The sequence below is a fragment of the Gordonia sp. N1V genome (genome assembly GCF_029269935.1).
GTDB lineage: Bacteria > Actinomycetota > Actinomycetes > Mycobacteriales > Mycobacteriaceae > Gordonia > Gordonia polyisoprenivorans.
Genome location: NZ_JARJDD010000008.1, coordinates 167,116 through 179,673 on the forward strand (window position 1 = coordinate 167,116; position 12,558 = coordinate 179,673).

The window sequence follows — 12,558 nt, forward strand, 5'->3', positions numbered from 1 at the left end:
GGGCCGGCCTCACCCGCGTTCGTCGCCGGTCATCGTGTTCATGATCGAGAACGTCACCTGATCGGGACGATAGCGGTCGTCGGAGTACTCGAACGGTCGACCCTGCGGGTCGTAACTGGTGCGCCGTTCCCGCAGTAGCGGTGCACCCGAATCGATCCGGAGTGCCTCGGCGTCGGTGGCATCGGCGGCGACGGCGTCGAGTTCGTGGCGCATCGAGGCGAACTGCACCCCCTCGTCCACGAGATGATCGGTGATCGAACCCTTGTCGGGATCGAAGTCGAACAATCTCGCCCCGACATCGGTGGTGAAGCGGCTGCGCTCGAGGAGTGCGGGAATGCCATCGAGGGTGCGCAGGCGGACCACCTCGATCAGGAAGTCGTCGACCCCGATCTGCAACGCCTCGGCGATCTCGGCGGTCACCCGGGTGCGGGACACACTGATCGTGTGGTTACCCGGTTCCCGGCCGGTGGTCAGCGCCCATTGCGAGAACGGGGTGAACGACGACAACGTCTGCGTCGGGGAGTGCGGTCGTCGTACGCGCGCCGGTCGTCCGCGGGTCGTGTAGATGAACCCCTCGGTCCGCAACTTGTAGAGCGCCTGCCGAATCGGGCCGCGCGAGACCTGCCATTGATCCATCAGAACGGTCTCCGGCGGTAACTCGTCGCCGGGTTGATACGTGCCGTCGACGATCTGGTGGCGCAGCGCCTCGTAGATCTCCTGATATCTCGGCGACACCGACACCTCCGTTTGTGACCACACTGCACCGTTGTTGGGCACTGTACTACTTTCCGACTTGTGTACCTACCTGATCTTCGGGATTGAGGGTTGCGGCGGCGGTCCCCGACAGATCACTCGCTGCTGGGAACGCGATTCCAATGCGGCGCCAGGATGATGGCTGCGATCGCCGCAGCGCAGGCGAATCCGTAGAACAGTGCCGTCGTCCCGAGGTACCCGGGTAACAGGCCGCCGAAGATGGCGCCCACCGAACCGCATCCGTTGATGATTCCGGTAGCGGCCCCGGCATGTTTGGACGTGCCGAAGTCGACGGCCGAGACACACGACACCATGGCGTCGGCGCCGTAGAGGGTCAGGCCGATGACGGCGAGCACGGCGACCATGATCCACATGTTCCCGGTGGCCGTGAGCGGGGTGAACAGGACCAGCGCGGCGATCAGGACGCACAGCGACAGTACGCAGGCCGGGATTCGCCTGGCGTGGAAGACGCGGTCGGAGAGGAATCCGAACAGGATCGGCGCCGCGACGCCGGCGACCCCGAAGGCGACGGGGATGGTGATGGCCTCGAGGTTCGACGCGTCGGTCAGGCGCTCGGCGACGATCACCGGGCCCCACAACAGGATTGCGTACCGGGCGGGCTTGAGCAGGAAATAGGTGGCGCCGAGGGTGAGCACCATCGAGTTGCCGAGCACGGCGCGGTAGTTCTGCCATCCCGACGGGGAGATCTCCCGTGCCATCTCGTGTTCGTCGTCGGTGACCTCGCCGACCGGGGCGGGTTCTCCCATGGCGGAGCGGAATTCCTCGATCTCGGGTAGTCCCACCTCCGACGGTGCGTTGCGCTGCAGCCGCCAGGTCGCCACACCGACGACGAGAACGACGGCCGCTCCGGCGAAGAATGCCACCCGCCAACTGTCGAAGATGCTGTAGGCGATCCACCCCAGGAACGGTGCCGCGGCCAGACCGCCGAAAGCGTAGTTGGTGGACCACAATCCGAGAATCCGTCCGCGCTCGGCGATGGTGAAGAACTTGGCCATGTTGGTCAGGGTTCCCGACCAACCGGTCGATTGTGCCAGACCCTGCATGACCATCAACGGCACGAGGAACACCAGTGCCGGAAGCAATCCCATGAAGACGGCGGCGAACGCCGAAGCGACGAGTCCGCCGAGTAGCACACGACGCGGACCGATGCGATCCGACAAGGCGCCCCAGACGAATTGGCCGCAGGCGTAGGCGGTGAGATACACCGCGTCGAGGTTGGCCAGTACCTCCTTGGACAGACTCGTCGAGAGAATCGGGTCCTCGAGGATGCCGAGTTTGGCGACCGAGAACGCCTGGCGGGTGAAATAGAGCCCGGCGTAGATGATCCAGGTGATCGCGAAGATCTGTATGCGCCAACGTCGGTAGCTTCCGGTGATGTCGGTGATCGTGGGGTCGGCCACCGACGGTGATCCGGCGGTGGTCGAGCGTGGGGTGGGAGACATGGCGTCCTTCGGGTGGACGGGACGAACGCATGGTGCGCACGCCAGGATCGGTGGCACCCTGAACGCGCAAAGAAGCGGGAGATGCGTTGTGTGCGAGGGTGGACGCAGCGACGTCGATGCGTCGGCAGGTGCCGTGAGTGGCCGGGGGTGCCGCGCGGACGGGCGGCGATCAGACCGGCGTGAGGTGGATGTCCCGGGCGGGTTCGTCGGTGGAGGGACCACGAACCCGCCTCGGGGATCCCGGCCGCGGTCGGCGGCCCGATCGAGGAAGGGGAACACCCTTCGTGGACTCGTGTTCCAGGCGGTGAAACTCGGAACTGGTTGGGGAAGAACGACGACAGGTCGTCGGGAGGGTCTGCGTGCTTCCGCGAAGCGTCGAGGTGTTACCGGCGGATGAGCCCCCTCAGATCGGCAACGCTGTCGACGACTTCGTGCGCGCCCGCGGCGCGCAGCGCCTCGGCGTCGTGGGCCCCGGAGAGCACTCCGACGACGAGTCCGGCGCCCGCGCGCAATCCCGTGGTGACGTCGGACGCGGTGTCGCCGACCACCATCATGGCCTCGACAGCGCTGGTGCGGGTCGTGATCAGGGCGGCCAGCGGCATGTCGGGGTGGGGGCGGCCGCGGAGTTCCTCGCCGGGGCAGAGGACGACGTCGGCGATGTCGCTCCAGCCGAGCGCCTCGAGGATGGCTTCCTGGGTCTGCTGTGCGAAACCGGTGGTGAGGGCGATCTTCACGCCGATCTCCCGGCAGTGGGAGAACAGTTCCTCGGCGCCGGGCATCGGGGAGCACCGGCCCTCGCCGACGAGGTGGGCATAGGTCCGTTCGAACTCCTTGTTCGCCGACTGCGCCTGTTCCTCGTTGCCCTTGGCGAGGTGGCGGAACACGGTGATCTTCGACTGCCCCATGGTCTCGGAGACGTAGTCGAGCATCGCCGCGCGGTCCGCGTCGGTGCGTGACAGCCCGGCGTGCTCGTCGGCGGCGCGGAAGCTCGCGATCACGAGTCCCTCGTCGGAGACGGTTGTGCCCGCCATGTCGAAGACGATGAGTTCGGTGGGGAGAGTGGACATGTGGGGTGTACTCCTGTGGTGGTCGGTGGTGGACATCAGAGGGCGAAACTGGTGGACGGATCGAATGCGGCGGTGACGCTGGACTCGGCGAGACCCATGCCGGTGGTCATGCCGATGCCGGTGGTGACGGTGACGATGTGGGTGCCGGGAAGTGGCTCGCGCAGCAGGAATTCACGGCCGGGTGCCGTCGCATACACACCCTGCCAGCGCTCGATGACGTCGATGCTGTTGACCCCGAACAACTCTCGGGTGACCTCGAGGAGGCAGGCGAATCCGTCCTCGCCCTGGAACGGCGATTCGGTGACCTCGCGGAGGTGGGTGTCGCCGATCAACAGGGTGCCGTCAGGTTGTGGTGTGTACATCTGGTGAAGATCGAGTGCGGTGTATCCGGGGTGGGCGGTGTGCAGCCGTTGGGCGACCCGGTGCACCGACGGCATCGTCTCGAAGGCGCTGTAGCGCAACAGTGACCACCCGGTGAACAGGGGTGTGGTCAGCGGGAAACGGGTCGGTACAGCGGCTTTGATCATGTGCAGGCGGCACCGCTGCAGGCCGATGTCCTCGGCGACCTCGGGGAAGAGCCGATCGATGTCGTGATTCACCGTGATGAAGGTGGTGCCGGCACGCAGCTCACCCCGTGAAGTACGGACCACTCCGGTGTCGAAAGACGTTGCTGCGGTGCGCCAGAAGAAGGTGACGCCCTGCGTCTCGAGCCACGCGGCGATCCGTGGGGCGGCGGCGCGTGGGTCGACCTGGAGGTCGGCCGGTAGGTACATGCCGCCGACCACGCCGTCGGCGGCGGCCGGAACCCGCTCGAGGACGGTGTCGCGGTCGAGGAGTACCGCCGCCGCCGATCCGTGAGCCTGGGAGAACTCGCTCATCACGGCCAGTTCGTCGGCGTGCCGGGCCAGGACCGTGGTACCGGTCGGCGCCGCCCAGAATCCCGCCTTCTCGGCGAGATCGAGCCAATGACGGCGTCCGGCACGCGCATAGTCCAGGGCTTGCCCGGACTGGGCGGTCATGCAGGCGTGCCCGAAGTTGCGGACCGACGCGCCTGCGACCCGATCGTTGTGCTCGACGACGGCGACCGAGAGCCCGCGTCGTAGTGCGTGATAAGCGTGGGCGAGGCCGACGATGCCGGCCCCGACGACGACGACGTCGTAGGAGGTACGTGGTGTGATCATGGTCATAGCTTCCCGCTGGTGCCCTGCGATGTCAATACTTACTGAGAAGAAAGGTATACAACTAACGTTACGGCGAGGCGACAGCAGGTGAGCACGGGGTTACGAGAGCGGGAACATCCCTCGTCGGACAACGCGCGCGTCAGGAGGGTTGGCCTGCGCCCAGCAGGGCGCCGAGATCGGTGTGGAGCCGTTCACCGGCTCCGGACGGGTGGGCGGTCGGTGTTCAGGGTGGGAGGCGTCGACGAAGCCGCGGACGAGGGATCGCGCTATGGCGGCTCAACGGATTCCCGCCCGTCAGATGTCGAGCAGGGCGGCGGCGTTGTAGGCGACCAGGTTTCGCCATGGACCGAGATCGGCAACGGGCCACTGGTCGTCCAGGAGTCCGGCGAGCAAACCGACCGCGGATGCGGGGGTGAAGCAGAAGTCACTGCCGTACAACAGATGCCGGGCGTCGAACCGGCGCGCGAAAGCCGCGAGCTGATCGGGAATCGGCGCACCGGCCAGATCGAACCACAGTTGCTCCCACCCGAGATCACCGTCGGCCCCGAGGTCATCGCCGACACAGTCCATCAGACCGGCTTCCCGGAACAACTCGACCCGGCTGATCACCGCCGGGAGCACGGCGCCGCAATGCGGGACGATGAACCGGATGCCGGGATGGCTGCGCAGGATTCCGGCGCCGGCCAGCGCGACGACGGTACGGGTCGAATCGAACAGGAACTCCAGTAGCGGCGCGGGCATCCCCATCTGCGTCGGATCGAAACCCGCAGGCGAGGTGGGGTGAATGAACACCACACTCCGGCGACGGTTGAGCTCGTCCCACAGCGGTGACAGGCCCGGATCACCCAGATAGGTTCCGTGCGCATTGGTTTCGATGCACACGCCCGCACAGCCGTCGAGGTCGGCGGTGCGGCGGCTCTCGGCGATCGCCGTACCCACATCGGGCAACGGTAAGGACGCGAAGAAGTCGAATCGGTCGGGGTGTTCGGTATGCAGCGACGCCAGGAAGTCGTTGACCTGCCGGGCCAGGTCACGGGCCTGCGCGTCGTCGCCGAAATGCACACCGGGTGACGAGATCGACAGCACCGACCGGCCGATGCCGACCGACTCCATCATGTCCAGATGCGCACGCGGTGACCAGCCCGGCCAATCCGGCATCGCGTCGGGGACACGGTGTCCCGCGGCGATGGCGGTCTGGACATACCAGTCGGGCAGTGCGTGCGCGTGAACATCGATGATCCCGGGTGCCGGGACCCCGGACACGGAGCGCTCAGGCATCGAGAACTTCGGTGTGGTGCGCGAAACGGGCGAAGGCGGCGAGCGCATCGGGGTTGTCGACGGTGTCGGTGCCGATGACCTGCGCGAGTGGCCGACCCTGGATCAGGCGTTTGACGGGAACCTCCAGCTTCTTACCGGTCCGGGTGTGGGGGATGGCGGCGACGGCGATGATGTCGTCGGGGACGTGGCGCGGTGAAGCCTGGGTGCGGATGGCCTCGGCGATCCGCGCGCGCAGATCGTCGTCGAGTGTCACCCCGTCGGCCGGCACCACGAACAACGGCATCCAGTAGCCGTCGTCGAGTTCGGCGCCGACGACCAGGGATTCGCGGATCTCGGGGAGGGCGTCGACGACGTCGTAGATGTCGGCACTGCCCAGGCGGACACCCTGCCGGTTGAGCGTGGCGTCGGAGCGTCCGGAGATGATCGCACCTCCGCGCTCGGTGATGGTGACCCAGTCGCCGTGTCGCCACACCCCCGGATACACGTCGAAATAGGCGTCGCGATAGCGGGTTCCGTCCGGATCGTTCCAGAATCGAATCGGCATCGACGGCATGGGTGTGGCGATCACCAGTTCGCCGACCTCGCCGACAACGGCGTTCCCGTCGGCATCCCACGCCTGCAGATCCACCCCGAGTAGCGGCGCGGAGATCTCACCGGCATACACGCACACCGTCGGTGCGCCACCGGCGAATCCGCTCACCACGTCGGTGCCGCCACTGGTGGAGTTCACCGCCACGGAGGCACCGACCTCCTCGCGCACCCACTCGACACTGTGCGCGGGCAGCGGTGCCCCGGTGCAGCCGATCGCCCGCAGTGCCGACAAGTCGTGTTCGCTGCCCGGATGCAGACCGGCCTTCGCCGACGCCGCGAGATGGCCGGGGCTGACCCCGAGAACGGTGACCCGGTGGCGGGCGGTGATGTCCCACAACCGATCCGGACCTGGAAATCCGGGGCTGCCGTCGTAGGTCACGATGGTCGCCCCGACCAGCAGCCCCGAGGCCACCATGTTCCACATCATCCAATTGGTGGTGGTGTACCAGAAGAACCGTTCACCGACCCGCAGATCGTTGTGCAGGCCCAGTAGTTTCAGGTGATCGAGGATCACGCCGCCGTGGCCGTGCACGATTCCCTTGGGCACGCCCGTGGTGCCCGAGGAGTACAACACCCACAGGGGATCACTGAATTCCACCCTGGTGAACTCCGGCGATTGTGGTGTGGCGATGATTGATTCCCAATCATGTTCCCCGGCTGCGGGATCGGCGCCGTCCCAGGTGCCGAGTATTGGGATCTGCAGCACCGCGCGCACCGAGGGTGTCGACGCACGCAGCGTCGCGACCACGGCGCGACGGTCATGGGCGGTGCCGTTCCACCGATAGCCGTCGGCGGCGATCAGTGCCACCGGTTCGAGCTGGCCGAGACGTGCGTGCGCGCCGGCGGCACCGTAGTCCTGACCACACGCCGACCACACCGCGCCCATCGCGGTCGTCGCGAGCATGCCGACGATCGCGTGCACCGAGTTCGGCAGATATCCGACCACGCGGTCACCGCGCCGAACGCCCAGCCCGCGCAGCCACGCCTGCACGGCACCGACCATGCCGCGCAGTTCGTCCCAGCTCACCGACGACTCGGTGCCCGCCTCGTCGACGCTGATGATCGCCGGCTGTGGCCCGCTCCGGCGGAGGGCGTGCTCGGCGTAGTTGAGGTGGGTCCCGGGGAACCAGCGTGCGCCCGGCATCGTCGCGTCGGGCAGTACCGAAGCCGGCGAGTCGTCATCGGGCAGATCGTCGGCGATGACGTCGAAGTACCTCGTGACGGCCCACCAGAAACCCGCGGGATCGTCCACGGAATGGCGCCACAGGTCGCGATATGCCGGGAATCGTTGCCCCGTGCGCTCTTCGACGAATGCCGTGAACCCCGCGAGCTGCGAGGCGGCGGCCCGCGCGGGATCGGGTTCCCAGATCGGGGTATCGGTGGCGGTGGACTCGAGGGCCATCGGGGTGGTGCTCCTGGCTGTCGGAGGGATGCGTGATCGGTGGCGTGGGCCGGTGGCCTCACCCGGCGCTGTGTGCTCCGGTCATCAGACCTGCGAGATCTTCGGGCATGAGGAACGACGGCGGTGGAGGCGGTCCCCAACTGAACAGCCCCTTTGCTCCCTCGACGGTCTCCGGGGTCCACAGCTGATCGTCGATGATCGAATCCATGTCCGAGTAGTACTCGCTGAAGTTCCCCGCCGGGTCCTTGAGGTACCAGAAGAAGTTCGAGCCCGCGTAATGGCGGCCGAGGCCCCACACGTGACGGTCCGGATCGGCCTCGAGCATGCGCATCGCGCCGCGGCCCACCTCGTCGACATCGTCGACCTGCCAGGACGTGTGATGCAAGAAGTTGATCGGCGCCTGTTGGACGAGGATGTTGTGGTGATCGGTGGAGCATCGCATGAAGGCTGCGAGACCGGGTACCTCGTCGCTGATCTTGAATCCCAGCCCGTGAGTGAAGAATTGTTGTGTCACTGCATGATCGGTGCTACCGATGACGGCGTGGCCGAGTTTGTGCGGTCGGACTGGCCCGTCGCGCAGGACACCGGGTGCGCGCAGTCCGTCGCGTTCGATGCGTCCGGGCCCGTTGTACCGGGTCGGTTCCACCCGCGGTGCCGAGATCCGCTGCGAGACTTCAACGGTGGCATGCAGCCCGGTGGCCTCCTCGATCGCCGCGATTGATGTCGCGGTGCGCTCGAAGGCGATTCCGAGGCCGCCGAGGTTGTGCGCGATGCGATCGATGTCGTCGGGATGGTCGGCTCCGACCACCAATGACACCAGGCGTCGGGTCGGGGTCGAGACGATGCGCAGCTGGTTGCCGCCGTCGGTGGTGGAAAACCAGCCGTCGGTCTCGGGGGTGAGACCGAATTCGGTGTAATAGGAGGCGGTTTCGGTGACATTTGGTACGCCGATGGTGATGGATGCGAGGCGATGCAAAGGCATGGTCGTCTACTTTCCGGTGGCCGAGACGAAGGTCTGGTGCAGTTCACCGATACCGGTGATCCAGCTGTCGAGGTGCTCCCCGGGCTCGAGGAACCGCTTGGGGTCGCGGCCTGCGCCGATTCCGGCGGGGGTGCCGGTGAAGATGACGTCGCCGGGGTAGAGGGTGACCGTCTGCGACAGGCCGGCGATCAGTGCGGCCACTCCGAAGATGAGATCGCTGGTGCGGCCCTTCTGCATTTCTTCGCCGTCGATGCCGCAACCGAGTTCGAGGTCGTCGCGGTCGGCGAGTTCGTCCGGGGTGACCAGCCACGGTCCCTGCGGGGAGAACCCTGCGAACGACTTCCCCAGACCGAACTGTGGTGCCGGGCCGCGTGTCTGGGTGATCCGCTCGCTGATGTCCTGGCCGACGGTGAGGCCCGCGACGTGGTTCCACGCGACGTCCTCGGCGACCGCTTCGGCCTCACGACCGATGACGACGACGAGTTCGACCTCCCAATCCACCGCGCCACCCTGGGGCAGTACGACGCTGGAATCGGGCCCGGAGAAACTCGACACGTACTTGGTGAACACCGGCGGCAGATTCTCCGGTGAGTCGAATCCCGATTCGGCGGCGTGCTCGTCGTAGTTGAGTCCGATCGCAAACACCTGCCGGGGTGTCGGCGAGGGCGCGCCGAGTCGGGTCCGGTCGATCGGGGAACGGTCGGCGGAAACGTCGACGCCCGTTGCCCACGAGGTGAACGAATCCCACTCGCGGTACACGGAATCGAGGTCGGGACCGAATCGGCCATCGGAGGCCGCGGCGATGTCGGTGCCCGTCTCGGCCCCGGCCTCACCGGTGACGAGGACGGCCCGGCCGTCGAGATTGGCGATACGCATGTTGTGTCCTTCTGGGGTGTGGCGGTGTGTCGAGTGTGGGGCGCTCAGACCATCGGGGTGATCGGCTCGTCGACACCGAGCAGGGCCTTGCCGTAGATCTCGTAGCTGACCGCGGGTGAGACGATGGCGTGGCGTGCGGCGGTGGCCGAGTCCCGCCAGATCCGTTGCAGCGGGCTCATCTCGGCGAATGACCCGGCCCCGTGTGCCGAGAGCAGGATGTCGATGGCACGGGTGATGCATTCGGCGACATAGCCGGTGTCCGAGCGGACCCGGGCCCGGGTGAGGTAATCGGGGTAGTCGCCGCGCGCGGCGGCCTCGTCGATGTCGGCGGCGGCCCGATAGGCGTGCAGGTGCGCGGTGTCGATGAGCCGGGCGGCCTCGGCGATCTGCAACTGGAAGGCGGTGGACTCCTTCTGGGAGGTGAAGAAGGTGTAGGAGATGGGCTTCTTCGGGGCCTTCTCGATGACGAAATCGAGTGCTGCGCGCCCCATTCCGAGCTGCGGGCCGACCAGGACAAGGGCCAGCACCGGGATCAGCGCACTGCGGTAGAGGACCTCGTCGGTGAACGGCGTCGCGTACTGACCGCCGATCGCCGGCGGAACCGACAGCACCCGATGGTCGGGGACGAACACGTCATCGGCGATCAGGCAGTTGCTGCCGGAGGACCGCATCCCGGCGACGAACCAGGTGTCCTCGAATCCCATGTCGGAGCGGGGGATCAGGGCACAGCCCTGGTCGACGACGTTGCCGTCGGCATCGGTGATCGGGATACCCATCACCGCCCAGGTGCAGTGATAGGACCCGGAGTTGTAGTACCACTTGCCGCTGACGCGATAGCCGCCCTCGACCTTGCGGGTCTCCGCGGTCGGGGCCAGCACACCGGACACCTTGGCGTCGGGGTCGGCGCCGAAGACATCCTCCTGCGCCTGCTCGGACATCAGGCCGATCAGCCAGTTGCACACGTTGGTCAGGGTCAGCACCCACGCGGTACCGCCGTCGGCCTCGCCGACCGCGGCGGAGACGTCGAGCATGGTGCGCATGGAGGTCTCATAGCCACCGTAGCGCCGGGGTACCGAGATCCTGAACAGCCCGGCGTCGGTGAGTGCGGTGATGCTCTCCTCGACGACACGGCGGTCCTTCTCGCCCTGGGCGGCGTTGGCCGACAGCAGTGGGCGCAACTCCCGGGCGCGGGCGACGAGTTCAGTGGCAGAGGGAATCTCGGCAGCAGGGCTTTCGGTGCTGGGGCTCTCGGTGCTGGGAGTCTCGGTGGTGGCCAGTTCCTGGGCGGCGGACGGGGCAGTGGTGGTGGTCATGGTTTCTCCTGTGGTGTGGGTACGGGGCGGTGTCGATGAGGTCGGGTGACTGGGGTGGCGCGGATGGTCAGCTCGCACAGGCGGTGATCAGGTCGACGATGGCCGGGCGCGACCGTTCGGCGAATCGGGAGTGTGTGCCAAAGGTGCGGTGGCCGTAGACGAGTGGGGCTCGGTGGGTGGAGGCGGCATGGCGTACGGCGCCGATGAGCAGCAGGTGGTCACCGGCTTCGACGGTGCGCCAGAGATCACAGGCAGCCCACCCGGCGATCTCGTCGAGGCGTGGCAGGCCGTCGCTCATCGACCATTCGGTGGTGCCGAAGCGGTCCACAGTGCGGCTGGCGAAGGCGATCGCCGTGTCGTCCTGTCCGGCGCCGAGGACGTTGACGCCGAACCGGCCGGTGGCCTGGATGCCGGAGAGCAGCCGCGAGTGGCGGTCGAGGGCGATCGAGAGCAACGCCGGCCGCAGCGACAGCGAAGCCAGTGAGCTGACCGTGGCGCCCTGTGGCCCGTCGGCGTCGGCGGTGGTCACGACCGTGACCGGCGCGCACACGCCGGCCATGAGATCTCGGAAATGTTGAACGAGCATCGCGGGCTCCTCCGTCCCGACACCGGGCTCTTGCTCTCGGGTCGAAATAAACATGATCAATTGTGTGGATCACAGAGTGCTTCAGCTGTGACCGACCTGTCAAGGGTCCGACAGAAAAAATCATGATTATTTACGGAATACGACATTCATCCAGGTAGTGGCGCGGCGCTGGGGCGAAGCCGTCGGCGTTGGTTGACGCCGGAGATGTCGGTCGAGGAGCGGGACTCAGGCAGTCGGATCGTCGGCCGGCGGCCGCAGGATCATCGTCGGATCGGTGCGTCGCAACGCGTCGATCGCACCCGATGCGTCGCCGACGGCAAGGGCGTCGACGAGATCGAGGCACACTGCCGCCAAGCCGGCCAGATGCAGCGGGGGAGCGTCGGTCGCGCCTGCGTCGGCGCTGAGCCGGGCGCGCAGATGGGAGGTTCCGACCTCCATGATCGAGAGGTACAGGCTGTTGAGAAGTTGGTTGCCGCCGATGTTGGCGAAGTACTCGTGGACATTCCAGACGGCCCAGACGAATTCGATGACGTCGGTGCCCCGCAACGACTTCCGCACCACCTCTGCCAGCGACGCGAATTCGCGCTGATCGGCGTCGGTGATCGTGGAGAGCACCTCGTCGACGAGCAGGGGTGCCAGTGCGTCACGGATCTGAATCGACTCGAGTAGCGCCGAACGATCCTCGGTCGCCGCTCGGAACCAGCCGTTCATCCGCGACAATGGCGGCGGATTCTTGGCGAAGATGCCGCCGCCCGGCCCCGGTCGTGACGAGATGACCCCGCGGGCGAGAGCGAGTTTGATGGCCTCGTTGACGGTGCCCACCGATACCGAGCACAGCTTGCGGATGTCGTCCTTGCTCCCGATGCGCTCCCCGGCCCCGGCTCCGGCGGCGATCAGGGCGATCCGGTTGGCGGCGGCCTCGGCGCGGGACAGATTCCCGGGGGCACTGCCGGGCAGATCGACCGGCGTCGAGGGGGCGTGCCACACCTCGTGGGAGTAGGCCGGGATGTCCGGCGGCTCGACGACGGAGCCACCGGTGGTGGTGTCATCGGCCATGGTCGGCAAT

At 66.9% G+C, this 12,558-nt stretch carries 11 protein-coding genes; all 11 read right to left on the minus strand.

The genetic code is table 11. The annotated features are described in order from the left end of the window. Window positions 1-9: 9 nt before the first annotated feature. The 11 genes from P3L18_RS12975 to P3L18_RS13025 all read right to left on the minus strand — a co-directional run bounded on the left by P3L18_RS12975 (window position 10) and on the right by P3L18_RS13025 (window position 12,548). Entirely contained in the window at window positions 10-735 is a 726-nt protein-coding gene (locus tag P3L18_RS12975) for a GntR family transcriptional regulator (protein WP_276114268.1), read from the minus strand. Between the two features lie 113 nt (window positions 736-848). Then, window positions 849-2,216 (minus strand): MFS transporter, encoded by a 1,368-nt coding sequence (locus P3L18_RS12980; RefSeq protein ID WP_276114269.1) that lies wholly within the window; start codon window positions 2,214-2,216, stop codon window positions 849-851. Window positions 2,217-2,599: 383 nt separating this feature from the next. Continuing rightward, window positions 2,600-3,283: a phosphonatase-like hydrolase gene (locus P3L18_RS12985; protein WP_276114270.1), complete on the minus strand. Its 684-nt coding sequence runs from the start codon at window positions 3,281-3,283 to the stop codon at window positions 2,600-2,602. Between the two features lie 35 nt (window positions 3,284-3,318). Next, window positions 3,319-4,464 carry a TIGR03364 family FAD-dependent oxidoreductase gene (locus tag P3L18_RS12990; RefSeq protein ID WP_276114271.1) on the minus strand — a complete coding sequence of 382 codons (1,146 nt, stop codon included), beginning with the start codon at window positions 4,462-4,464 and terminating at the stop codon, window positions 3,319-3,321. 294 nt (window positions 4,465-4,758) lie between these two features. After that, window positions 4,759-5,742, minus strand: a complete 984-nt coding sequence (locus P3L18_RS12995; protein WP_276114272.1) for an amidohydrolase family protein — start codon at window positions 5,740-5,742, stop codon at window positions 4,759-4,761. Next, window positions 5,735-7,735, minus strand: coding sequence for an acetoacetate--CoA ligase (locus tag P3L18_RS13000; RefSeq protein ID WP_276114273.1), 2,001 nt, complete (start codon window positions 7,733-7,735; stop codon window positions 5,735-5,737). The genes P3L18_RS12995 and P3L18_RS13000 overlap by 8 nt, the downstream gene beginning before the upstream one ends. A gap of 58 nt (window positions 7,736-7,793) precedes the next feature. After that, window positions 7,794-8,717, minus strand: a complete 924-nt coding sequence (locus tag P3L18_RS13005) for a VOC family protein (protein WP_276114274.1) — start codon at window positions 8,715-8,717, stop codon at window positions 7,794-7,796. Between the two features lie 6 nt (window positions 8,718-8,723). Next, window positions 8,724-9,593 carry a fumarylacetoacetate hydrolase family protein gene (locus tag P3L18_RS13010; protein WP_276114275.1) on the minus strand — a complete coding sequence of 290 codons (870 nt, stop codon included), beginning with the start codon at window positions 9,591-9,593 and terminating at the stop codon, window positions 8,724-8,726. A 44-nt stretch (window positions 9,594-9,637) separates the two neighbouring features. Continuing rightward, complete coding sequence (locus P3L18_RS13015; protein ID WP_276114276.1) at window positions 9,638-10,906, minus strand: acyl-CoA dehydrogenase family protein; 1,269 nt, start codon at window positions 10,904-10,906, stop codon at window positions 9,638-9,640. A 67-nt stretch (window positions 10,907-10,973) separates the two neighbouring features. Next, window positions 10,974-11,492: a flavin reductase family protein gene (locus P3L18_RS13020; RefSeq protein ID WP_276114277.1), complete on the minus strand. Its 519-nt coding sequence runs from the start codon at window positions 11,490-11,492 to the stop codon at window positions 10,974-10,976. 225 nt (window positions 11,493-11,717) lie between these two features. Next, window positions 11,718-12,548, minus strand: coding sequence for an FCD domain-containing protein (locus P3L18_RS13025; protein WP_276114278.1), 831 nt, complete (start codon window positions 12,546-12,548; stop codon window positions 11,718-11,720). Window positions 12,549-12,558: the final 10 nt, after the last annotated feature.